Raw genomic sequence first — 23,356 nt, forward strand, 5'->3', positions numbered from 1 at the left:
GTGGCGGGCATGCTACCCGGCCTGCTGCCGGCGCACCATCTCGCTGATCCAGATGGGCGCGAACGGCGAGGTGCAGTTCGGCGGCGTCGGATAGTCCTTCAGGACCCCGAGCCGCTCGCCGATGTCGAGCGCGCGCGCCCTGTGCCCGGCGCTCTCGATCCCGATGAAAGCGAGCGTCTGGTTCATCGCCCACTGCAGGCGGTCCGGGGCGTCCTTCATGTCCGCCTCGATGGTGTCCAGCAGCCCCGGGAGGTCGAGCCCCTCTGGCTGCTTCGCCACGCGCTCGCTGGTCAACGCCCAGCCGGCACTCGCGACGACAGGATCCGGGTCAGCCGTCCAGCCCACGCGCAGCTCCTCCGCGTGGGGGCTCTTCTTGACCACGTAGTTCACCAGCCAGTCGTGCACCTTGGGGGCGCGAGCCTCGCGCAGCATGGTGTCCAGTTCCTGGCGTTCGAAGGCCTTCGGCCGGCAGATCAGCAGCGCCAGCAGCCTCGCCGCGGTGTTGTCCGTCGCCCAGAGCCCGCACGCGAGTTCCTGCTGCGTCTTCAGCCGTTTGGCGACAGCGCGCAGGCTGGAAAGGTTCACACCGTGGTCGTCGCCGCGCTTCTCGTTCGCCTCGCGCATCCTCGGGTCCTCGAGCCCTGCCAGCTCGGCCAACAGCCCGGCGACCACCGCCTGCATGTCTGACGCCTGGGATGCAGTTGTCCCGGCCGTCGTCGTCTGTGCCACCTGGGCCTCCCCTGCCGTCGCGTGTGGGACGCGCTTTTGGGATTCAGCCTACTCAGAAAGCCCGGCCGCAGAGGAGGACTTTCCTGGTGGATCCGTCAGGCAAACGTCACGCGTCGGACAGGTGGGCGATGGTGGCGGAGGCCCGCCGCGGCGCTTCCTTCGGGATGTCCTGCACGATCGGCTCCAGGAAGGCGAACCGCCGGAGCCACTGGCTGGCCTGGCGTTCCTTCCGGGCGTTGACGCGCTGCCACCAGTCCGCGATGTCGCCCCAGCCGGGGGCAGCCAGGGAACCGCCCACCTCCTGGACGGCCAGCGAGGCGCAGAGGTTCGCGAACCGCAGCCTGTCCCCCAGGGTCCAGCCGGCCAGGCAGCCCACGATGAACGCTGCCCCGAAGCAGTCCCCGGCCCCGGTGGGGTCGTAGGCGGCCACCGGCAGGGACGGCACCCACTCTTCCTCCCCCGTTTCGGAGTCCACCGCCATGGACCCCTGCGCGCCCAGGGTCACCACGGCCACGGGAACCCGGTCCGCGAGCGAATACAGGGCGGCCCAGGGATCGGAGGTGCCGGTGAAGGCCATGGCCTCGGGAGCGTTGGGCATGAAGGCGTGGAAGTGCGTGAGCTGCTCCAGCCGGCCCCGGGACCATTCCCCGCTGGGGTCCCAGCCCACCACGCCGAACAGTTTGGTGCCCGCGGTGGCGGCGGCAAGGGTCCAGGGCTCCAACTGTTCGCCGAGGTCCGCGACGGCGGCGAGTGCCTGGGGTGGCGTCCCGATCAGTTCGGAGGCGTTCAGCGGAGCGGGGTGGCCGTGCGTGACCATGGAGCGGTCCTGGTTGACGCACATGGATACGGTCACGGGGGAATGCCAGCCGGGCACGCGGCGGGACAGCGACAGGTCCACGTGTTCCTGTCCCTCCAGGATCCGCCAGTTGTAGTCGCCGTAACCGTCGTCCCCGAAAGCGGCCGCAAGGCTGGTGCGCAGCCCCAGGCGGGCGGCGGCGATGGCCTGGTTGGCCACGCCGCCGGGGCAGCTGCCCATGCCCTCGCTCCACACTTCGGTGCCGGGCTCCGGCGAATGCGGCAGGCCGGTGAAGATGATGTCCTGGAACACGGTCCCGGCCAGGAGCAGGTCGCAGCCCCCCGCACCGGCCGTGCGCACGGCGGAGAGAGGATCGAAACGTCCCTGGGGCATCGCGTCCATGCACGGCACACTACGCTGCGGCGGCGCAGGTGCATAGACTCGGGGCATGCGGCTCATGATCGCCGGCGGCGGCGGATTCCGGGTTCCCCTTGTCTACCGCGCGCTGTGCGCCGGCCCCTTCGCCGGGCTGGTCCGCGAACTGGTGCTCTACGACGTCGACCGCGGCCGCCTGGGCGCCATCGAGGCCGTGCTGCGGGACATGCCGGGCCCCGCGGCCGGGCGCCCCGCCGTCGTGGTGTCCTCCGAACTCCCGGAGGCGCTGGCCGGCACGGACATGGTGTTCGCGGCCATCAGGCCGGGCGGCACGGCCGGGCGGGTGGCGGACGAGCGCGTCGCCCTGGACCTGGGCCTGCTGGGGCAGGAAACCACCGGCGCGGGCGGCATCTCCTATGCGCTGCGCTCCATCCCACCCATGCTGGAGTTGGCCCGGGCCATGCGCGAACACTGCCCGGATGCCTGGCTCATCAATTTCACCAACCCCGCGGGCATGGTCACCGAGGCCCTGGTCCCGGTGCTGGGGCGCAGGGTGATCGGCATCTGCGATTCGGCGAGCGGGCTGGTGCAGCGGGCGGCGAAGGCGGCCGGGGTGCCACTCGCGGAGGGCGTGCTCGACGGCGTGGGCTACGTCGGGCTGAACCACCTCGGCTGGCTCTACCGCCTGCAGGTGGCCGGCAAGGATGTGCTGCCCGGGTTGCTGGCCGACGACGCCCGACTGGCCACCTTCGAGGAGGGCCGGCTGTTCGGCGGAGCGCTGCTGGAGCGCCTGGGCTGCCTGCCGAATGAATACCTGTATTACTACTACGAGACCGCCCGGGCCACGGCAGCCATCCGCGCCATGGGCGAAACCCGGGGCGCCTCGATCCACGCACAGCAGGCGGCGCTGTACCCGCGCCTGGCGGGGGCGTCCGGCGAGGAGGGGGTGCCCGGCTCTGGGGGCGTGCCCGACGGCGGCACTCAGGGCGGCGGGCCGGCGTACCGCCTGTGGGACGCGGCCCGGCGGTCCCGCGAGGAGGGGTACCTGGCCGAGGCCCGGGGCCTGGGCGAGGAGCGCGACGAGGAAGACCTGGCCGGCGGCGGCTACGAGCGCGTGGCGCTCGCCGTCATGCGCGCCCTGGCCGGGCGCGGCACCGCCCAACTGATCCTCAACACGCCCAACTCCCCCGTGGCTGTCCGGCGCGAAGGGGACAAAGCGGGCGAAGCCGAGGTGGCCGTTCCGGGGCTGCCGGGGGACGCCGTCGTCGAGGTCCCCTGCGTGGTGACGCCCGACGGCGCGCTGCCGCTTCCGCAGTCACGGCCGGCCGGGCAGTTCCTGACCCTGATGCGGCGGGTCAAGGACGTGGAGCGGCTGACCATTCGGGCCGCGGGCAGCGGCGACCGCGAGGCGGCCCTGCAGGCGTTCGCCGGGCATCCCCTTATTGGTTCGCAGAAGCTGGCCGGCAGGCTGCTGACCGGCTACGAGGCCGCGTTCCCGGCGCTGCCCGGGCTGTGGCGGGACACGGCTTAGAGCTTCTGGTACATGACGTGCAGCCCCACGTAGCCGATCTCGGGGTGGTTGAAGGCCTCCGGAACGGTTGCGAGGATGCGGAAGCCCATGGACTGCCAGAGCCACACGGCCGTGGTGTTGCTTTCCACCACGGCGTTGAACTGCATGGCGCGGAAGCCAGCCGCACGGGCGGCGTCCAGGGAGTAGGCGCACAGTGCCCTGGCGATGCCTTGCCCGGTGTAAGCGGCGTGGACCATGTACCCGGCGTTGGCCACGTGGCTGCCGCCGCCGCCCTGGTTGGCGTGCAGTTCGCCGGTGCCCAGCACCACACCGTCGCGGACCGCCACGAAGGTCTGGCCGGGTGCTTCCTTAATCCATTTGGCCCGGGCCTGCTCCTCCGTGGTGTCGCGGTCCCAGGTGAAGGTCTCGCCGGTACGCAGCACCGGTTCCAGGACGGCCCAGATCCCGGGCCAGTCCGCTGCGGTCGCTTCCCGGACGTCGAAGGTGGCGGTGGTCTTGGCTGCGGTGGTGTTTTCTGTTGCGCTCACAGCGGCCACGGTAGCAGCGTTGCTCACATCCCCGCCCGTTCGGGGGGTGGCGGCAGGCAGGCAGGAGTAGTGTTTTCTGCGTAGCAGCAGTGCCGTGGACCGGCGGAAAGTCAGGAGGGTGCGGTGTCACTGATCCGCCGTGTGGCGTTCCTGTCCCTCCACACTTCACCGATGGAACAGCCCGGCTCCGGCGATGCCGGCGGCATGAACGTGTACGTCCGCGCCTTGGCAATGGCACTGGCCGACGCCGGCGTGGAAGTGGAGATCTTCACGCGTTCCACATCCGCCGGGCAAGCCGCGGTGGAGCATCCCGGCCCCGGGGTCTGCGTCCACAACGTCCTGGCCGGCCCACCGCGGAAGCTGCCCAAGGAGGAACTGCCGGAGCTCCTGCACAGCATGGTCGCCGAGATCGAGAGAATCCGGCAGCACCAGCCGCACGGCCGCTACGACGCCATCCACTCGCACTACTGGGTTTCCGGCCTCGCCGGGCTGGAGCTTTCCGAACTGTGGAACGTGCCCCTCATCCACACCATGCACACCATGGCCAAGGTCAAGAACCTGGTGCTGCATTCCGGCGAGCGCCCCGAACCCCGGCGGCGCGAGGACGGCGAGCAGCGGATCGTGGACGGTGCCGCGCGCCTCGTGGCCAACACCCCGGCCGAAGCCCAGGAACTGGTCGCGCACTACAACGCCGATTTCGACCGCATCGACGTCGCTCCTCCGGGCGTGGACCTTGCCGTGTTTGCGCCGGCCTTCCGGGCCAGGTCCCGTGCCGCGCTCGGCGTTCGTCCGGGCAGCTTCCATCTGCTGTTTGCCGGCCGCATCCAACGGCTCAAGGGCCCGCAGATCTTCGTGGAGGCTGCAGGGATCCTGCGCCGCCGCCGGCCGGACATCGACCTGGAGCTGACCATCCTCGGCGCCCTGAGCGGGGCCAAGGACTTCAACCTGCAATCGTTCATTTCCGGTGCCGGGCTGGACGACGTCGTGACGCACCGCCCGCCGGTGAACGCGCCGGAGCTGGCGGGCTGGTTCCGTTCGTCCGACGTGGTGGTGATGCCCTCCTACAGCGAATCCTTCGGGCTGGTGGCGCTGGAGGCCCAGGCCTGCGGGACGCCCGTGGTGGCCACGAACGTGGGCGGACTGTCCCGGGCCATCGCCAACGGCCGCACGGGCATGCTGGTGGAGGGGCACCATCCCGCCGACTGGGCGGACGCCTTCGAGGCCCTCTACGACGATCCCCAGACCCGGGAAGACATGGGCCGCGCCGCCGCCGTGCACGCCGAGGCCTTCGGCTGGTCCCGGACCGCGGCCATCACCCTGGACAGCTACCACGCGGCCATCGGCGGCCTGTTGGTCCCTCCCGGGTAAAACCCTCACGAAGGATTCCACGGCTGATAGATTGTCGCGCACAGTGTTCCGCCATGATCCGCACAGCCGAAGGACATCGATGTCTGAAAACAGGGTCCCCAGCGATCTTGAGATCGCGCAAAAGGCCGTCATCCTCCCCATCGGGGAGGTCGCAGAGCGTGCCGGGATCAATGCCGATGCCGTGGAGCTGTACGGGCGGTACAAGGCGAAAATCGATCCCGCCCGGCTGCGGCTCCCGGCAGGAAAGCCCGCCGGCAAAGTGGTCCTCGTCTCGGCCATGTCCCCCACCCCGGCCGGGGAGGGGAAGTCCACCACCACGGTGGGCCTGGCTGATTCGCTGGCACGCGCGGGCCACAAGGTCATGATTGCGCTGCGCGAGCCGTCCCTGGGCCCCATCCTTGGCATGAAGGGCGGAGCGGCGGGCGGCGGCTACTCGCAGGTGCTGCCCATGGACGAGATCAACCTGCACTTCACCGGCGACTTCCATGCGATCACCTCGGCCAACAACGCGCTCATGGCCCTCGTGGACAACCACATTTTCCAGGGCAACGAACTCAACATCGATCCCCGCCGCATGACATTCACGCGGGTCCTGGACGTAAACGACCGTGCGCTCCGGGAAGTGGTCATCGGCCTCGGCGGACCGGCACAGGGGGTGCCGCGCCAGGACAGTTTCGACATCACGGCGGCCTCCGAGATCATGGCCGTCTTCTGCCTGGCCACGGACCTGGACGATCTGCGCGGGCGCCTCGGCCGCATCACTGTGGGCTACAGCTACGAGCGCCGGCCCATCACGGTGGCGGACCTTGGTGTCCAGGGCGCGCTGACGATGCTGCTCAAGGACGCCCTCAAGCCGAACCTCGTCCAGACGATCGCGGGGACGCCCGCACTGGTCCACGGAGGCCCGTTTGCGAACATCGCGCACGGCTGCAACTCCCTCATCGCCACCCGGACAGCGCAGCAGCTGGCCGACATCGTGGTCACGGAAGCCGGATTCGGCGCGGACCTCGGCGCCGAAAAGTACATGGACATCAAGGCGCGCAACGCGGACGTGGCGCCGTCCGCCGTCGTGGTGGTGGCGACCATCCGGGCGCTCAAGATGCACGGCGGCGTCCCGAAGGACCAGCTCAAGGAGCCGAACGTCGAGGCGCTGGCCGCCGGCGTCGGGAACCTGAAGCGGCACGTGCACAACGTGGAGAAGTTCGGCATCGCGCCCGTGGTGGCCATCAACAAGTTCGCCACGGACACGCCCGAAGAGCTGGAGTGGCTGCTTGCCTGGTGCTCCCGGGAAGGTGTCCAGGCCGCGGTGGCCGACGTCTGGGGCCGGGGCGGAGGGGGCGACGGCGGCGATGAGCTCGCGGCGAAGGTCGCCGCCGCGGCGGCCGCGCCGTCGGACTTCCGGCACCTGTACCCGCTGACCCTGTCGGTGGAGGACAAGATCCGGACGATCGCGCAGGAGATTTACGGCGCCGACGGCGTGGAATTCTCCGTCCCGGCGCTGCGACGGCTGGCGGACATCCAGAAGAACGGCTGGGGCGGGATGCCCGTGTGCATGGCCAAGACGCAGTATTCGTTCACCGACGACGCCTCACAGCTGGGCGCGCCCAAGGGCTTCACCGTGCATGTGCGCGAGTTGATCCCCAAGACCGGGGCCGGCTTCATCGTGGCCCTGACCGGGGCCGTGATGACCATGCCCGGCCTGCCGAAGGAGCCGGCCGCGATGCGCATGGACGTCGACGCGGCCGGCAAGCCGGTGGGACTCTTCTGACGTCCCGCTACCCCGCCGGAGCCACAACCGCCGCGGTGACGTCCGCGGGGGCATAGACGGCCGGGAACAGCTCAGAGGCCTCGCGCCGCAGGTAGTCGCGTTCACCATATGCAGCGACCATCTGTTCGAAAAGGCGCTGGCCTTCGGCTCGGAGTCCGTCCAGGTCAATGCCCGGAAGTGAACCATCCACCACCACGGGGCGGCCCGCCACATACGTATCGGTGACGTTGCGCGCCGAGCCGTTGAGGATGAGCGTGCGCAGCGGATCCTCAACCGCGCCGTCGCGGAAGTCGCCCAAGGACGCCACCATGATGTCCGCCTGGGCACCGGGGCACAGGCGCCCCAGGTCTTCGCGGCCCAGGGCCTTGGCGCCGCCCAGCGTGGCTGCGTCAAAGAACGCCGACACCTTGCCGGCGTCCCGTCGGCCTTCGGCAATCCTGGCCAGGTGCGTCCCGACGTCGATGCCCTTGATCAGGTCCGGCGGGAAGGAATCGGTTCCCAGGCACATGTTGACCCCGGCGGCTGCGAAGGCGTCAAAGGACTTGAGCATGCCCGAATAGTGGAAGGACGTCAGGGGGCAGTGGATGATGCTGACGCCGTGCCGGGCCAGCAGCTCCAATGGCCCGCCCTCGGCGCTGGCAGCCGGATCGGTGCCGTCGATGACCACGCCGTGCGGAATCAGAAGGCGGGTGTTCAGCAGGCCGGTATCCGCAAGCTGCTCCAGGACGGTGCGGCCTGTGAGCTTGGTGAGGAAATCGTCCTCGGTGGGCTGCTGGAGGCAGTGCAGGCGGACCAGGGCGTTGCGTTCGGTGGCCAACTCGGCCGTCCGGCGCATCAGTTCATCCGACAGCGTCTCGATACGGCACGGCAGCAGCACGCCGGTGATCAGGGGATGCCCCAGGCCGTCCGCGTAGTCGAGGAACCGCGCGGCGTCCGCCAGGCCCTTCCGCCCCTCTTCTTCGTCGAAGAGGATCACCCGCTGGCCGTCGTTGTCGGTGACGTTGATTCCCGAACGGTACGCCGGGCCAAGGAAGCCGCGCAGTCCGAGCTCGATGCTGCTCTGTGCCATGCCTTGGAGTTCTTCGAAGGTTTCGGCCCAGGAACTGTGGATCTCCGAGGCAATCGGCATGTAGCTGGTCACGCCATGGAGGGCCAGCTGTGCCAGGGCGAACTTGCGTACATTCTGGCGCTGCTCCGCGGTGAAGACGTCGCGGCGGCGGTTGTTGAAGTAGTCCTCGGACCATTGCAGGCCAGGAGCGGTCTCCTCCGTGGGCCAGGAATCGAAGATCGCATGGTCAATGTCCGTCAGCGCGTCCAGATCGATCAGGCCCGGGGCGATCAGGCTTTGCCCGAAGTCGCGGTGCTCATCAATCGGACCGTCGTAGCCGGTGCCGACGTAGATGACCTCGTCGTCCTGCATCACCACGTGCCCGTCCGTGAACATCATGTGCCGGTTCCCATCATGGCCAAGGACATACCGGGCAGAAAGTTGAGTGATCATGAACCCTCCCAGGTTAGAAAATCCATCGTTTGGTATCCCAGACTGATCCGCTGCTGAGCGAACGCCAATTTGCCCAGGCTCGCAGATCACGGTCAATTCTGGAGTTCTTATAGAAATTGTGACACGCCTTGCGTCGCGCTGTGATCCAGCTTACCATCTTTGGTATACCAAATGACGCAAATCCCAACCCCGCGTCACTACAGCACACGAAGGGTGCCCCAATCATGAATCCCGAATCCACAACCGCACCGGAGGTGGATGCGCCCGCAGTCAAAGCCGACCAAGGCGCAACCACCTTCTTCACCCCCACAGTGCGGCAATGGGGATCGATGATCCTGCTGTCCACAGTCGTCTGCGGCGTCGCCATCCTGGCCGGAACGCACAAGATCCCCCTCGGCAATGCTGCGATCGTGCTCATGCCGGTCTTGTGGGCCGTGTTGATCGGAGCGGTCATCGGCGTGCAGAAGGTCCGTCCCATGTCCGGCCAAAGCCGTGCCGTCGCCTCGGTGCTGCTGAACGTCAGCATCGTGATGTTCCTGGCGGCCCTCGGCACGCATGTGGGCCCGTCCCTGGCCAAATTCACCACCATTGGCCCAGCCATCCTGCTTCAGGAAGTCGGCCACATCTTCGGAACCGTCATCCTTGCGCTGCCCGTCGGTGTGGCCTTGGGCATGGGGCGTTCGGCCATCGGTGCCACCTGGGCCATCGACCGTGAATCGTACCTGGCGTATGCCCTGCAGCGTTTCGGTGTGAAGTCCCCCATCTACCGCGGCGTGTTCTCCGTCTGGCTGCTGGGCAGCGTCTTCGGCGCAGTCTTCATTTCCCTGCTGGCCGGGCTGCTCGGCGGCATGGGCATCTTCGACCCGCGCGCCCTCGCGCTGGGCCTGGGACTCGGATCCGGGTCCATGATGCTTGGCGGTGTGGCCGCGCTGTCCATCATCTACCCGGGGCAGGCCCCGGAAATCATGGCCCTGGCAGCCCTGTCCAACCTGGTCACGAACCTGGTGGGCTTCTACGCCGGCGCCTTCCTGTCCTTGCCGCTGTCCCTGCGGCTCTACAAGTTCTGGTCCCGCCTCTTCCGCCGCGATGACGAAGGCCAGCGCCTGGACCGCAATGGTGGCGTCGTGCCCGCGAAGCAGCGCCGCCCGCAGGAACGGGTCAAGCTGGACGTCTCCGCCGTGATCCAGGACCCGGAGGTGCGCACCAAGCCCTCCACGTGGATCATCGCCTTCGGGGCCAGCATCGCCATGGGCGTGGTCCTCAATGCCTTGGGCACCAAGTCCATCAGCATCAACGATGTGGTGGGTGTTGTGGTCCTCGGCCTCCTGACCGCACTGGCCTTCCTCCTCGCCAAGTACGTCCCGGCGGTTCCGTCGAGTGTGTGGGTGCTTGCGCTCGCAACCCTGGCAACGGCTCCGTTCATGCCCTTCAGCCAGACGATCATCTCGTTCACACACAACCTTGACGCACTGTACGTGGGGCTTGGCTCGATCGCCCTCCTCGGCATGAACCTTGGCCGCGACGTGAACGCCCTGAAGACGCTGAACTGGCGCACGGTGATCGTGGCGATGCTGACGTTCTCCGCAAGCTTCGTGGGTGCAGCAGTGCTTGCCCAGTTCGTCATCCATGTCTGAGAGGTGACATCCCAGCACTGACAGCAGACGCGCTGACACCAGACGCGTAGCCAGGCGGGTGGAATGGACCTTCGTTCATTCCACCCGCCTTTGCTGTGTCCGGAGGAAGGTGGCCGCCGTGTGGTGATCTTCGACGCATCCCTGGCACCAAGCCGCGGAACCCCGCCATCTGCGGCGTCAAATGAACAACGGAGGAACACCGGACCGCCTGGGGGTTGCTAAGATTTAGAAGCTCCACCGGCACCCCGGGGAGCCTCCCCAGACAATCTTGCCCGCCACGGACGTGCCCCAACACGCCCGGAACCGGCCCCTGCCCGACACGAGGAGACCCCTGCCTTCATGACCGCCTTGGCTGAACCGGACTATTTCGAGGACTACCGCAGCGACCTTGACTCGCGGTACGAAGAAGGCTTCGGGCAGAGTCCCGAATTCGACGACGATGACAACTCCCGAGACGACGAGCTCGACAAGCTTCTCGACGGGTTGTTCGACGACGACGACGAAGACTTCGACGCCCCGGTCAAGGCCGAGAGGGCAAAGGCGGAGAAGAAGGCACCGGCCAGGAAGGCAGCTCCTGCAGCCGCTGCCGCGAAGGCTTCCGCACCGAAGATGGCAGCCGCGCCCAAGGCCGGTCCTGTCATCACGCGAAAGGTCGCCCCGATTGCCGCCCCGATTGCTGAAGCCATCGCGGAACCGGCAGCCCCTGCCGAGGAAACCATCGCTTCTGCCGCAGAAGCTCCCGCTCCCGTCGTAGAAGCCATCGCTCCTGCCGAAGAGGCTCCCGCCGTCCCGGACAGCCCCTTCTTCGCCCCGCACATCGCCCCGGTGAACGAGCACGTGGAGTTCCTCCGCAAGCTCCGCCCGGGCTTCGAGGTTCCCTACGTGGATCCGATGCACTCCGTTGAGGAATGCCGGATTGTGACCCTGTTCTCCAATACCAGCGAAGCCTCCCCGAACGGTGTTGTCTGGGCCGGCGACGACGCGGCCGCCACACGGCTGCTGGGCCTGCAGTTCCAGCTCGGCCTGCGCCCCGAGTGGATGATGCCGTGGAACACCCACCCCTGGTTCACCCCGGGCGAGGCCAACGGTAAGCTGACGCCCGAACAAGTCAACGCCGGCCTCAAGCCGCTGCTCGCATTCCTCAGGCTCGTTCCCCGCGTCTCGGCCATCGTCGCCCACGGCGCGGAAGCCAACCGCCTGGCGCAGATGCTCCTCAAGACGGACAACCCGATGATCTGGCGCCGCGGCCTGAAGGTCTACAAGGCCCGCTCCCTGCACGGCCGCACCTTCGCCGGTTCCAAGGAACGCCAGACCGAATTGTTGATTGACATGGGCCGTTCCTACGCGGACGCCATGGCCCGCGCAGGGCTCCAGTCCGGACGCCGCTAAACCGCCAACCAGCTAGGCGCGTCCGGCAGGTGAACGGTCGACGGCGGCAAGCGGCCGCCGTCGACCGTTTCCGTATTTCTGCCCGAGAGTTTTCTGCCCGCGCAGCAGGGACAGGTAAACCGCGGCGACGGCACCCACCACCAGCACCGCAACGAAGACTGCACTGCCGGGGTCGGATGCCAGCAGACGGGGTATGGCGCGGCCGGGTACGGCGACTGCGAATCCGAAAGCGATGGCCGTGCCGATGTAGCTGCCCACCATGTTGCCCCGGTGCGCCGGGATGTTCCTGCGGATCGCACTGACCACTCCCAGGGTCACGGTCATCAGGGTGAAGGCGGACAGTCCGTGCAGCCAGGAGAAATGGCCGTCGGAAACGATCCAGAAGCTGCTCAGGCAGACGTAGTACATCGCCGCCATCCAAAGGTAACCAACGGTCCGGTGGACCCGATCCCGCCGGCGCCGGAGGATCTGGACCGGGCCGACCGCCAACACGAACAGCGCGGCGACAACGTGGCTGACAAGCAGGACATTCCAGTGCTCCATGCCTCTAGGATAGAAGCACTATCCTAGTCTTGTACATCAAGATAGCCAGTCCTGGTTCCACTATCCAATGGCAGGAACCCAAACCCCGCGGAGGACTCCTTGCAGCTCAAGGAACTCAGCAGCCGCAGCAGCGTCAGCACGGCCAGCATCAAGTACTACCTCCGCGAAGGGCTCCTGCTGCCGGGCGAGGCGGTCACTCCCACCCGGGCCCGGTACGGCGAACAGCACCTGCGCCGTCTGGAACTCATCCAGGCGCTGAGGCAGATTGTGCACCTGAGCATCGAGCAGATCCGCACGCTGCTTCAGCTGGCCGACGGCGGCGCTTCCCGGCTCGAATTGCTGGCGACGGTCCAGCGGGTGGTGCTGGGACTGGACGCATACGGCGTGGGCAGCGGCGATGTCGGCTCCGAGCTGGGTGACGCCGTCGTCCGCCTCCGCCAATGGCCCGATGCCGCCAGCGATGCCCGCAACGCCCTCAACGCCCAGCTGGAACTGATGCAGAAGCTCTCCATCCCGGTCTCGATGCAGTCGCTGGACGTCTACAGCCGGGCGATGGACTCGGTGGCGGCGCTGGATATCCGCGAGACCGTCGCCCCTGAGGACACCGACCAGCTGATCCTGACTGCCGCCGTGGGGATGCATATGCATTCCCAGCTCCTGCTCAAGCTGCTGGCACTGGCCCAGGCAAGCCACGCCATCCTCGCCCTGGAAAACAGCAACGCGGGGTCACTTGCGGCCGGTCACGGTGACGTGAACGGGCCGTAAGTGACCCCGCGTTGCAAAAAAGGAACTAGCGCTCCAGCTCGCCGCGGATGAAGGCCTCGACCTTTTCGCGGGCGAGGTCGTCGTTGAACTGCTCCGGCGGGGACTTCATGAAGTAGCTGGACGCGGAGAGCAGCGGTCCGCCGATGCCGCGGTCCAGGCCGATCTTGGCGGCACGGATGGCGTCGATGATCACGCCGGCGGAGTTCGGGGAGTCCCAGACCTCAAGCTTGTATTCGAGCGACACCGGGGCGTCGCCGAAGTTGCGGCCTTCGAGGCGGACGAAGGCCCACTTGCGGTCATCGAGCCAGGCGACGTAGTCGGACGGGCCGATGTGGACGTCGTCGGCGTGCAGTTCGGCTTCGACGTTGGAGGTGACGGCCTGGGTCTTGGAGATCTTCTTGGACTCGAGGCGGTCGCGCTCGAGCATGTTCTTGAAGTCCATGTTGCCGCCGACGTTCAGCTGGTACGTGCGGTCCAGGGTGACGCCGCGGTCTTCGAAGAGCTTGGCCATGACGCGGTGCGTGATGGTGGCGCCGATCTGGCTCTTGATGTCGTCGCCAACAATCGGCACGCCGGCGGCGGTGAACTTGTCGGCCCATTCCTTGGTGCCTGCGATGAAGACCGGCAGGGCGTTGACGAAGGCCACGCCTGCGTCAATCGCAGCCTGGGCGTAGAAGTGGGCGGCGTCCTCGGAGCCGACCGGCAGGTAGCAGACCATGACGTCGGCCTTGGCTTCGCGGAGAGCCGCGACGATGTCCACGGGCTGTTCCGGAGCTTCGACGATGGTTTCGCGGTAGTACTTGCCCAGGCCGTCCAGGGTGTGGCCGCGCTGCACGGTCACACCAGTGGAGGGGACATCGGCGATCTTGATGGTGTTGTTTTCGCTGGCGCCGATGGCGTCGGCGAGGTCCAGGCCCACCTTCTTGCTATCGACATCGAAAGCAGCAACGAACTGGACGTCGTTGACGTGGTACTTGCCGAACTCAACGTGCATCAGACCCGGAATCGTGGCCTGGGGGTCAGCGTCGCGGTAATAGTGGACACCTTGGACCAGCGATGCGGCGCAGTTTCCTACGCCGACAATGGCGACACGAATCGGATGTGAAGACACGGAACTCCTTGGGTACTAACTTCAGATGCCCAGCGCGTCGGTACCTTGATGGACTGCGGCGTCTTAAGGGCACGGCGCCACTCGGCGCCCACTTGCATTCTAACCAACACGGCGGGGGCCGGTTTTGTTCCCGCCGGTCCCCGCCGCGTATGACGTGTGGGGGAGCCTACTTCTGCGCCCACAAGTTGATGTCTGACTCCACGGCGAACTCGTCGATCGCCGTCAGTTCCTCCGTGGCGAACGCGAGGTTGTTGATGGCGGACAGCGTGTCCTCCAACTGGGCCACGCTCGAGGCACCCACCAAGGCGGAGGTGACCGGCGATCCCTTGGGCTGCTCGCGCAGGATCCAGGCGATGGCCATCTGCGCCAGGCTCTGGCCGCGGCCTTCAGCGATGGCGTTCAGGCCCCGGACGCGTGCAAGTTTGTCCTCGGTCAGTGAGGACTCGCCGAGGGACTTGTGCTGCGCGGCGCGGGAGTCCGCCGGGATGCCCTTGAGGTACCGGTTGGTGAGCATGCCCTGGGCGAGCGGCGAGAACGCGATGGAGCCGGCACCCGCTTGGTCCAGTGCCTCGTACAGATTGGGCGTGCCGTTCTCGGTCCAGCGGTTCAGCATGGAGTAGCTGGGCTGGTGGATGAGCAGCGGCGTGCCCATTTCCGCCAGGATCCGGGCTGCCTCAAGCGTCTGTTCCGGGGTGTACGAGGAAATGCCCGCGTACAGCGCCTTGCCCGAGCGCACGGCGTGGTCCAGTGCGCCCATGGTCTCTTCCATGGGGGTTTCCGGGTCCGGGCGGTGGCTGTAGAAGATGTCCACGTAGTCAAGGCCCATGCGCTCAAGGGACTGGTCCAGGCTGGCCAGCAGGTACTTGCGGGAGCCGAAGTTGCCGTACGGGCCGGGCCACATGTCGTAGCCGGCCTTGCTGGAGATGACCAGTTCGTCGCGGTACGGCTTGAAGTCGTCCTTGAAGTGACGGCCGAAGTTGGTCTCGGCGCTGCCGTAGGGCGGGCCGTAGTTGTTGGCGAGGTCGAAGTGCGTGACGCCCAGGTCGAAGGCGCGGCGCAGGATGGCACGCTGCACCTCGAAGGGCTTGTCGTCGCCGAAGTTGTGCCACAGGCCCAGTGAGATGGCCGGCAGTTTGAGTCCGCTGCGTCCGACGCGGCGGTAGGGCATGGTTTCGTAGCGGTTTTCCGCAGCCGAATAAGTCATACGTTCCATCCTGCCACCGGCGGCTGAACGACGACGGCGGTGTCCGCCATGTGGTCAGGCTCACGTGAGGTTCCGCTTCAGGGAGTCTTACGCGGCTTTGAGTACCACCAGCGATTTCGCCGGGATCAGCAGCTCCGATCCGGCGCCGAAGGCCCGCCCGTCCGCGTTTCCGAAGCACGTGTCCAGAACCATGTCCCATTTTTCCGCGTACGCGGCCGGGGGCAGGGTGTATTGAACGGCGGCGTCGTGGGCGTTGAAGCAGAGCAGGAAGTGGTCGTCGATGATCGGCTGGCCGTGCTCGTCGGGAGTGGGAATAGCGCCGCCGTTGAGGAACATGGCGAGGGACCGCGCGAAGCCGTTGTTCCAGTCCTGCTCGGTCATGGGCGTGCCATCGGTGTCCAGCCACACGACGTCGGGCAGGCCTTCGCCTTCGGGCCGCGGGGCGGGGTGACCGTCGAAGAAGCGGCGGCGGCGGAACACCGGGTGCTCGCGCCGCAGCCGGGAGGCGGCCGCCGTGAAGTCGAGCAGCTCCTGGTCCGGGTTGTCCCAGTGCACCCAGCTGAGCTCCGAGTCTTGACAGTAGGCGTTGTTGTTGCCGCCCTGACTGCGGCCGGCTTCGTCTCCGTGCAGGAGCATGGGCACGCCCTGGCTCAGCAGCATGGTGGCGATGAAGTTGCGCTGCTGCCTGGCCCGTAATGCCAGCACCTCAGGATCGTCGGTGGGCCCCTCCACGCCGCAGTTCCAGGAGCGGTTGTGGGATTCGCCGTCGCGGTTGTCTTCGCCGTTGGCGGCGTTGTGTTTCTCGTTGTAGGACACCAGGTCTCGCAGGGTGAAGCCGTCATGGGCCGTGACGAAGTTGATGGATGCCACGGGTCGCCGGCCCGAGTGCTCGTAGAGATCTGCAGAGCCTGTCAGCCGGGCCGCGAACTCACCGTAGGCTGACTGTTCGCCGCGCCAGAAGTCGCGCACAGTGTCGCGGTACTTGCCGTTCCATTCGGACCACTGCGCCGGGAAGTTGCCCACCTGGTACCCGCCGGGCCCGATGTCCCAGGGCTCGGCGATGAGCTTGACCTGGGAGACCACGGGGTCCTGCAGCACCAGGTCGAAGAAGCTGGACAGCCGGTCCACCTCGTACAGGTCCCGGGCCAGGGTGGAGGCAAGGTCGAAGCGGAAGCCGTCCACGTGCATTTCAGTGACCCAGTAGCGCAGCGAGTCCATGACCAGCTGCAGCGAGCGCGGATCCCGCACGTTGAGCGAGTTTCCGGTGCCGGTGTAGTCCATGTAGTGCTGTTTGTCGTCGTCCACCAGCCGGTAGTAGGCCTGGTTGTCGAGGCCGCGGAAGCCCAGGGTGGGGCCGAGTTCGTTGCCTTCCGCGGTGTGGTTGTAGACCACGTCCAGGATCACCTCGATGCCGGCGGCATGCATCGCTTTGACCATCTGTTTGAATTCGGTGACCTGTTCGCCGCAGTCGCCGGAGGAACTGTAGGCATTGTGAGGGGCGAAGAATCCGATGGTGTTGTAGCCCCAGTAGTTGGCGAGTCCCTGCTCTTCCAGCCTGCCGTCGTTGACGAACTGGTGGACGGGCATGAGTTCCAGCGCTGTCACGCCGAGCCTTCGGAGATGTTCGACGACGGCGGGCTGGGCCAGGCCGCCGTAGCTCCCCCGCATGCGCTCGGGAACCGCGGGATGGAGCGCCGTGAGCCCCTTGACGTGGGCCTCGTAGATGAGCGACTGGTGGTACGGGGTTCCCGGCCGGGCGTCGTCTCCCCAGTCGAAGGCGGGGTCCACCACGATGCCCACCATGGTGCTGTCCGCCGAGTCCGCCGGACTGTCGCCGCGCAGCGAGCTGTTCCAGCTCACCTTCCCGCAGACGGCCTTCGCGTAGGGGTCCAGCAGCAGCTTGGCGGGGTTGCACCGGGCGCCCTGGTGGGGGTCGTAGGGCCCGTGGACCCGGTATCCGTACTTCTGCCCCGCAGTGATGCCGGGGACGTAGCCGTGCCACACGGAGGCGTCGCACTCCGTGAGCGGGATGCGCGTCTCCGCGCCGTGGTCATCGAACAGGCAAAGCTCCACGGCGGACGCCACGGAACTGAACACGGCGAAGTTGGTGCCCCCGGCGTCGTGCGTTGCCCCGAGCGGGTAGGCCCGTCCCGGCCAGACCTCCGTTGCTGTGGTCTCCACGCGTCCTCCTCGACAGTGCGCCAGTAAGGGTCACCCGGCTGTCAGCCGCCCTCGCGCATCACACTAGCCCACACCCCTGACACTGCCCCGGCAATCCCCAGCGCCGTCACCGGCGCTCCCCCGAAACGCGGGCCAGTAGCGCCCGACGCCGCCGATCCCGCCAGTCCGTGCAGGCTCGCCGCCACGGCGCCCAAGGCAGCCCAGCGGTCCTCCGGAGCGATGCCCAGCGCCGCGAACGCGCCGTCGTCGTCCATCCCCGGCCCGGTGCGCTGCGCCAAAAGCGCGCCGAGGATCCCGGCCAGCACATCGCCGCTGCCGGCGGTCGCCATCCACGGGCAGCCTTCGGACTGGCTGAACACAGCGCCCGACGGCGACGCCACCAGTGTGGTGGCGCCCTTCAGCAGAACGGTGGCGCCGGTGTGTTCGGCGGCCAGCCGCACGAAATGCAGGGGGCGGGACTCGACGTCCTCCCGGGTGACCAGCATTTCGCTGCGGCCAAGAAGCGCAGACAACTCGCCGGCGTGCGGGGTCAGGATCCAGTGGGGCGGACAGCGGTCCGGGAGCAGGTCCAAGGCGCCGGCGTCGACGACGGCGGGCAGGCCGCCGTCCAGCGCGGCGGCGAGCCCGTCACGGGCACGCTGGAGCTGCGCTCCCGCATCGGGACCGGTGTTGCCGGGACCAGCACCGTCCAGGCCGGGGCCCAGCAGCCAGGCCTGCACGCGGCCCGCCTGGCCGGCTTCCCACAGCGCCTCCGGGGTCCGCGCCAGGACCTGCCGGGCTACGGACTCGGGCCCCAGGTACCGGACCATCCCGGCCCCGGACACTGCCGCGGCGTGGACACTGAGGACCGCGGCCCCGGCGTATCTTTCGGAGCCCGCCACCACGCCCAGGACGCCGCGCGCATACTTGTGGGCGCGCCGACCGGGCGAGGGCAGCAGCGCGGCAAGGTCCGCCGTCGAGAAGCGCCGCAACACGGGGGCCGGCAACAGGGACTCGATCCCGATCTGCACCAGCTGCACGCGCCCGGCGCAGCCTTCGCCGGGGTCCGCCAGCAGCCCTGCCTTGATGCCGCCGAACGTGACGGTGAGGTGGGCATGCAGCACGGGCCAGTGGACCTCGCCGGTATCGGCATCCACGCCGCTGGGGACGTCGCAGGCCACCACGAACCGCGGCCGCAGCTCCTGCAGGGCCGCCACCAGCTCGGCCGCGGCACCGCGCAGTCCGCCGCGCGCCCCGGTCCCCAGCACGGCGTCAATCACCACATCGTCCCCCGCGCACAGCACAGCAAGTTCCTCGGCGTTGCCGGAGTCCAGGACAAGCACCCGGCCCCCGGCAGCAGCAAAGGCGGCCAGGGCCTCAGGGTGTGCGGATGCGGCGGTGAGCACCGCCGTCGTGCGCATTCCGCGGCGGGCCAGGAAGGAGGCGGCGAACAGGCCGTCCCCGCCGTTGTTGCCCTTGCCGGCGAGCACCGTGATGGAGGATCCGGCGAAGCGATGCCGGCGGGCGCGCAGTTCGCTGACGATGGCGGCGGCCAGTCCGTGTGCGGCCCGTTGCATGAGAACAGCGCCCCCACCGGAGTCAAGGAGCGGTTGTTCCGCTGCCCTGATGTCTGTTCCGGTGAAGGCGCTGATCATGGCGTTCGGCTGTCAGCCTTCGGCGATGACCGTGGCCGTGGCGATGCCGCCGTCGTGGCTCATGGAGACGTGCCAGCGCTTGACGCCCTTGGCATCGGCCACAGCCAACACCGTGCCCTTGACCTGGATGGTGGGACCGTGCTGGTCCAGCCCGATCCAACAGTCCTGCCAGTTCATGCCTGCGGGGGCTCCGAGGACCTTGGCCACGGCTTCCTTCGCGGCGAAGCGCGCCGCGAGCGAACGAGTGTTCAGCTCGCGCTCGGCGGGCACGAACAAACGGTCCCGGAGGCCCGGGGTGCGCTCCAGCTGCCGCCCGAACCGTTCGATGTCTACTACGTCTACGCCAATGCCAACAATCATGCGGCTATTCTACGGTCACGCTCTTGGCGAGGTTGCGCGGCTGGTCCACGTCGTACCCCTTGGCCCCGGCCAGCTCGGCTGCGAAGATCTGCAGCGGAACGGTGGTGAGCAGCGGCATCAGCAGCGTGGGGGTCTCCGGCACGTAGAACACGTGCTCGGCGTAGTCCTTGACGGACTCGTCGCCTTCCTCGGCAATGACCAGCGTCCGGGCGCCGCGGGCGCGGACTTCCTGGATGTTGCTGACAACCTTGGAGTGCAGGGAGTCGCGGCCACGCGGGGAGGGGACCACCACGAAGACCGGCTGGCCGTCGTCGATGAGTGCGATGGGGCCGTGCTTGAGCTCGCCGGCGGCGAAGCCTTCGGCGTGGATGTAGGCGATTTCCTTGAGCTTCAGTGCGCCTTCGAGGGCCACCGGGAAACCGACGTGGCGGCCCAGGAACAGCACGGACTTCTCGTCCTTCATGCTGCGTGCGAGCTCGCGCAGAGGGCCTGCGTTGTCCAGGATCTTCTGGATCTTGGCCGGGATCTTGGACAGGTCCGCCAGGACGTCCTTGATCTGGCCGGTGAAGATGTTGCCGCGCAGCTGGGCCAGGTACAGGCCGAGCAGGTAGGCGGCCGTGATCTGTGCCAGGAAGGCCTTGGTGGAGGCGACGGCGATTTCAGGGCCGGCGTGGGTGTACAGCACGGCGTCGGACTCGCGCGGGATGGTGGAGCCGTTGGTGTTGCAGATGGAGATCGTCTTGGCGCCCTGCTCGCGGGCGTAGCGGACGGCCATCAGCGTGTCCATGGTTTCGCCGGACTGGCTGATGGAGACTACCAGGGTGTTGGCGTCAACGATCGGGTCGCGGTAGCGGAACTCGTGGGCAAGTTCCACCTCGGTGGGGATGCGGCACCAGTTTTCGATCGCGTATTTGGCCACGAGACCGGCGTAGGCGGCCGTGCCGCAGGCCAGGACGATGATCTTGTCGACCTGCTTGAGCAGTTCAGGGTCGATGCGCAGTTCGTCCAGGGTGAGCTTGCCGTTGACGTCCGAGCGGCCCAGCAGGGTCTGCGCCACGGCGTCGGGCTGGTCGTGGATTTCCTTCTCCATGAAGGAGGGGAAGCCGCCCTTTTCCGCGGAGGCCGGATCCCAGTCGACGTGGTATTCCTTGCCCTCGGCGGGGGCGCCGAAGAAGTCCGTGATCTCCACGGACTCGGCGGTGATGGTGACGATCTGGTCCTGGCCCAGTTCCACGGCGCGGCGCGTGTAGTCGATAAAGCCGGAGACGTCGGAGCCGAGGAAGTTTTCGCCGTCGCCCAGGCCCACCACCAGCGGGGAGTTGCGGCGGGCAGCTACTACCACGCCGGGCTGGTCGGCGTGCACTGCGAGCAGCGTGAAGGCGCCCTCAAGGCGCTGGCAGGCGAGCTGCATGGCCTTCTGGAGCTTGCCCGAGTCGCCGTTGAGCTGGTTGCGGAAGATGTCGCCCAGCAGGGCCGCGGCCACTTCGGTGTCGGTTTCCGACTCGAAGGACACGCCCTTGCCCAGGAGTTCCTGCTTGAGTTCGGCGAAGTTCTCGATGATGCCGTTGTGGATCATGGCCAGGCGCCCGCCGTCGGCGAGGTGCGGGTGGGCGTTGCGGTCGGTGGGCCCGCCGTGGGTTGCCCAGCGCGTGTGGCCGATGCCGGTCAGGGATTCGGGCAGCGGGGCCGCTTCGAGCTCGGCCAGGAGGTTGCTCAGCTTGCCGGACTTCTTCCGGGACGCGATGGAGCCTTCTGCCAGAACGGCGACACCGGCGGAGTCATATCCGCGGTATTCGAGCCGGCGCAGTCCTTCAAGGACCACGTCGAGGGCGGTGTGCCCGGCGCCAGCCGCGCGGGACGAACTACCTACATAACCTACGATTCCACACATGGGTACTAGCCTAGCGGCTACCCAATACAGTGGACATGGGACATCCCCTATCATGGAAGGCCCTATTCCGCCAGAACAGGCCCTTCCCGGCCCTTGCGTCGGTGAGGAAGACCACGCATAATCTGCCCGCCGCCGTCGCATATTTCCGGATCGAGCCGACGAGGGGCAGAATCTTGAGAGTGACTTTGCAACGCAATGAAGCTACTGGCGACAGTACTTCCCCCTTTGTCGAACTGGACCGGCAGACCTGGTCCCGTCTCGCAGCGCAGATGGAGCAGCCCCTCAATGAAGAGGACGTCTTCCGCCTGCGTGGCCTCGGCGACCCCCTGAACCTGAAGGAAATCCGGGAGGTCTACCTCCCGCTGTCCCGCCTTCTGCACCTGTACGTGGAGGCCTCGCACCAGCTCCACGCTGCCACCACTACCTTCCTAGGCGAGCAGACACAGCGCACGCCGTTCGTCATCGGCGTCGCCGGTTCCGTGGCGGTAGGCAAGTCCACCATCGCCCGCGTGCTTCGCGAAATGCTGCGGCGCTGGCCCGGCACGCCGAATGTTGAGCTCATCACCACGGACGGCTTCCTTTACCCCCTGGCCGAGCTCAAGCGCCGCCACCTCCTGGAGCGCAAGGGCTTCCCGGAGTCCTACGACCGCCGCGCCCTCCTGCGCTTCGTCTCCGCCGTCAAGGGCGGCGCCGAGGAAGTGCGCGCCCCCTGGTACTCGCATGTCACGTATGACATCGTGCCGGACAAGGAAGTGGTGGTCCGCCGGCCCGACGTGCTGATCGTGGAGGGCCTGAACGTCCTCGCCCCGGCCACGCCCCGGCACGACGGCCGGCAGGGGCTCGCCGTCAGCGACTTCTTCGACTTCTCCATCTATGTGGACGCCAAGACCTCCTACATCGAGGAGTGGTACGTGGAACGGTTCCGGAAGCTCCAGAGCACGGCGTTTGCGCAGCCCGAGTCCTACTTCCACCGCTTCGCCACGCTCTCCGACGAGGAGGCCGAGCAGACGGCCCGCGGCATCTGGAAGCGCATCAACGAGCCGAACCTCGAGGACAACGTCCTCCCGACGCGCGGCCGCGCCCAGCTGGTGCTGACCAAGGATGCGGACCACTCGATCCGCCGCATGCTGCTGAGGAAGGTCTAGCCGCGCGTGTGCATTGACTGCAGGCCCGGCAGGAGGGCATTCGCCACGCTGCTGGCAGCCGGCGCGGGCATGGCTGTCCTGGCCGCCTGCGCGCCTTCCGAACCGTCTGGCAGCGTCTCCGCCGGTCACACACCCTCGCCGACGACGGGCACCACGCTCCCGACGACGGACCCCGCGTCTGTGTCCCCCTCCCCTGCCAGCCCCGAAAGCAGTGTGGCGGCACCGCCGTCGAGCGCTATGTCTGCACAGCACTCCCTGAGCGATCCCACCAGCCCGTGGGTGCTGGTCAACAAGCACCGCCCGCTGGAGCCGCCGCAGTTTGCCCCGGCGGACCTGGTGCAGCCGGGCATCCGGCTGGCCGTCGGCGGCGAGGCGGCACTGCTCAACAGCACGACGGCGGCTGCCGCGGAGAAACTGTTCGCCGCGGCAGCAGCGGAGGGCGTCATCATGGCATTGGCCTCCGGCTACCGTTCCTACTCAACCCAGGCGGCCACCTACAACGGCTACGTCGGCAGCATGGGACAGGCGGGCGCTGACCACGCTTCCGCCCGCCCCGGCCATTCCGAGCACCAGACCGGTTGGTCCTTCGACATTTCCGACGGCGGCGGGGCCTGCAGTTTCCAGCCATGCTTTGCCGGGCAGCCGGCTGCCACCTGGGCGGCGGGCAATGCCCACAAGTACGGATTCGTGGTGCGCTATCCGCTCCAATTCCACGAAATCACCGGTTACTACTACGAGTCTTGGCACCTGCGCTACATCGGCGTGGAGGCCGCCACGGACATGGTGCAGCGCGGAATTTCTACGCTGGAGGAGTACTTCGGGCTGGAAGCGGCGCCGGACTACCTCTAGGCCCGCACCGAGTAATCCAGCCAACAACGCAAGGCAGTTGTGGCCGCCTTCCCAA

Annotated in this window: 19 protein-coding genes; 8 read left to right on the top strand and 11 right to left on the bottom strand. The window is 67.6% G+C overall.

The genetic code is table 11. From position 1 onward, the window contains the following. Positions 1 to 12: 12 nt before the first annotated feature. Both NVV90_RS14865 and NVV90_RS14870 read right to left on the bottom strand, forming a co-directional pair. Positions 13 to 681 (bottom strand): DNA alkylation repair protein, encoded by a 669-nt coding sequence (locus tag NVV90_RS14865; protein ID WP_258438041.1) that lies wholly within the window; start codon positions 679 to 681, stop codon positions 13 to 15. 154 nt (positions 682 to 835) lie between these two features. After that, a complete protein-coding gene (locus NVV90_RS14870; protein ID WP_258438042.1) occupies positions 836 to 1,927 on the bottom strand; it encodes a carbohydrate kinase family protein in 1,092 nt (363 codons plus the stop codon). A gap of 46 nt (positions 1,928 to 1,973) precedes the next feature. Between NVV90_RS14870 and NVV90_RS14875 the strand changes: the two genes are divergently transcribed. Continuing rightward, positions 1,974 to 3,431: a 6-phospho-beta-glucosidase gene (locus NVV90_RS14875; protein WP_258438043.1), complete on the top strand. Its 1,458-nt coding sequence runs from the start codon at positions 1,974 to 1,976 to the stop codon at positions 3,429 to 3,431. On the opposite strand, the gene NVV90_RS14880 is transcribed toward NVV90_RS14875, so the two are convergent. Further along, a complete protein-coding gene (locus NVV90_RS14880; protein ID WP_396125406.1) occupies positions 3,428 to 3,967 on the bottom strand; it encodes a GNAT family N-acetyltransferase in 540 nt (179 codons plus the stop codon). The genes NVV90_RS14875 and NVV90_RS14880 overlap by 4 nt on opposite strands. 114 nt (positions 3,968 to 4,081) lie before the next feature. Between NVV90_RS14880 and mshA the strand changes: the two genes are divergently transcribed. Together mshA and NVV90_RS14890 are read left to right on the top strand one after the other, a co-directional pair. Further along, positions 4,082 to 5,326, top strand: a complete 1,245-nt coding sequence (mshA, locus tag NVV90_RS14885) for a D-inositol-3-phosphate glycosyltransferase (RefSeq protein ID WP_258438045.1) — start codon at positions 4,082 to 4,084, stop codon at positions 5,324 to 5,326. A 79-nt stretch (positions 5,327 to 5,405) separates the two neighbouring features. Beyond that, positions 5,406 to 7,094 (top strand): formate--tetrahydrofolate ligase, encoded by a 1,689-nt coding sequence (locus NVV90_RS14890; protein WP_258438046.1) that lies wholly within the window; start codon positions 5,406 to 5,408, stop codon positions 7,092 to 7,094. 7 nt (positions 7,095 to 7,101) lie between these two features. Here NVV90_RS14890 and NVV90_RS14895 read toward each other — a convergent pair whose 3' ends face one another. Continuing rightward, positions 7,102 to 8,595: a chlorohydrolase family protein gene (locus NVV90_RS14895; protein WP_258438047.1), complete on the bottom strand. Its 1,494-nt coding sequence runs from the start codon at positions 8,593 to 8,595 to the stop codon at positions 7,102 to 7,104. 224 nt (positions 8,596 to 8,819) lie between these two features. Between NVV90_RS14895 and NVV90_RS14900 the strand changes: the two genes are divergently transcribed. Next, the gene (locus NVV90_RS14900) at positions 8,820 to 10,229 is read left to right on the top strand and encodes a DUF3100 domain-containing protein (protein ID WP_258438048.1); all 1,410 of its coding nucleotides are present in this window, start codon (positions 8,820 to 8,822) and stop codon (positions 10,227 to 10,229) included. A gap of 891 nt (positions 10,230 to 11,120) precedes the next feature. After that, complete coding sequence (locus NVV90_RS14905) at positions 11,121 to 11,618, top strand: uracil-DNA glycosylase (RefSeq protein ID WP_258441198.1); 498 nt, start codon at positions 11,121 to 11,123, stop codon at positions 11,616 to 11,618. Between the two features lie 12 nt (positions 11,619 to 11,630). Here NVV90_RS14905 and NVV90_RS14910 read toward each other — a convergent pair whose 3' ends face one another. Next, positions 11,631 to 12,161: a DUF2306 domain-containing protein gene (locus NVV90_RS14910; RefSeq protein WP_258438049.1), complete on the bottom strand. Its 531-nt coding sequence runs from the start codon at positions 12,159 to 12,161 to the stop codon at positions 11,631 to 11,633. Positions 12,162 to 12,260: 99 nt separating this feature from the next. Here NVV90_RS14910 and NVV90_RS14915 point away from each other — a divergent pair, with 99 nt between their 5' ends. Then, positions 12,261 to 12,926 (top strand): MerR family transcriptional regulator, encoded by a 666-nt coding sequence (locus NVV90_RS14915; RefSeq protein ID WP_258438050.1) that lies wholly within the window; start codon positions 12,261 to 12,263, stop codon positions 12,924 to 12,926. Positions 12,927 to 12,951: 25 nt separating this feature from the next. Here the strand turns inward: NVV90_RS14915 and NVV90_RS14920 are convergent, their stop codons facing one another. The 6 genes from NVV90_RS14920 to glmS all read right to left on the bottom strand — a co-directional run bounded on the left by NVV90_RS14920 (position 12,952) and on the right by glmS (position 21,307). Beyond that, positions 12,952 to 14,037: an inositol-3-phosphate synthase gene (locus NVV90_RS14920; RefSeq protein ID WP_258438051.1), complete on the bottom strand. Its 1,086-nt coding sequence runs from the start codon at positions 14,035 to 14,037 to the stop codon at positions 12,952 to 12,954. 166 nt (positions 14,038 to 14,203) lie between these two features. Then, complete coding sequence (mgrA, locus tag NVV90_RS14925; RefSeq protein WP_258438052.1) at positions 14,204 to 15,241, bottom strand: L-glyceraldehyde 3-phosphate reductase; 1,038 nt, start codon at positions 15,239 to 15,241, stop codon at positions 14,204 to 14,206. An 87-nt stretch (positions 15,242 to 15,328) separates the two neighbouring features. Beyond that, positions 15,329 to 17,422, bottom strand: coding sequence for a glycogen debranching protein GlgX (glgX, locus tag NVV90_RS14930; RefSeq protein ID WP_258438053.1), 2,094 nt, complete (start codon positions 17,420 to 17,422; stop codon positions 15,329 to 15,331). Between the two features lie 41 nt (positions 17,423 to 17,463). Next, on the bottom strand, positions 17,464 to 19,056 hold the full coding sequence (locus tag NVV90_RS14935; RefSeq protein ID WP_258438054.1) for an NAD(P)H-hydrate epimerase: 1,593 nt from the start codon (positions 19,054 to 19,056) through the stop codon (positions 17,464 to 17,466). A gap of 12 nt (positions 19,057 to 19,068) precedes the next feature. After that, positions 19,069 to 19,416: a holo-ACP synthase gene (locus NVV90_RS14940; RefSeq protein ID WP_258438055.1), complete on the bottom strand. Its 348-nt coding sequence runs from the start codon at positions 19,414 to 19,416 to the stop codon at positions 19,069 to 19,071. Between the two features lie 4 nt (positions 19,417 to 19,420). Continuing rightward, complete coding sequence (glmS, locus tag NVV90_RS14945) at positions 19,421 to 21,307, bottom strand: glutamine--fructose-6-phosphate transaminase (isomerizing) (protein ID WP_258438056.1); 1,887 nt, start codon at positions 21,305 to 21,307, stop codon at positions 19,421 to 19,423. Between the two features lie 173 nt (positions 21,308 to 21,480). Between glmS and coaA the strand changes: the two genes are divergently transcribed. Beyond that, on the top strand, positions 21,481 to 22,452 hold the full coding sequence (gene coaA, locus NVV90_RS14950; RefSeq protein WP_258438057.1) for a type I pantothenate kinase: 972 nt from the start codon (positions 21,481 to 21,483) through the stop codon (positions 22,450 to 22,452). A gap of 6 nt (positions 22,453 to 22,458) precedes the next feature. After that, complete coding sequence (locus tag NVV90_RS14955) at positions 22,459 to 23,301, top strand: D-alanyl-D-alanine carboxypeptidase family protein (RefSeq protein WP_396125317.1); 843 nt, start codon at positions 22,459 to 22,461, stop codon at positions 23,299 to 23,301. The last annotated feature ends 55 nt before the right edge of the window (positions 23,302 to 23,356 follow it).

The organism is Arthrobacter sp. CJ23 (genome assembly GCF_024741795.1).
Taxonomy (GTDB): domain Bacteria; phylum Actinomycetota; class Actinomycetes; order Actinomycetales; family Micrococcaceae; genus Arthrobacter.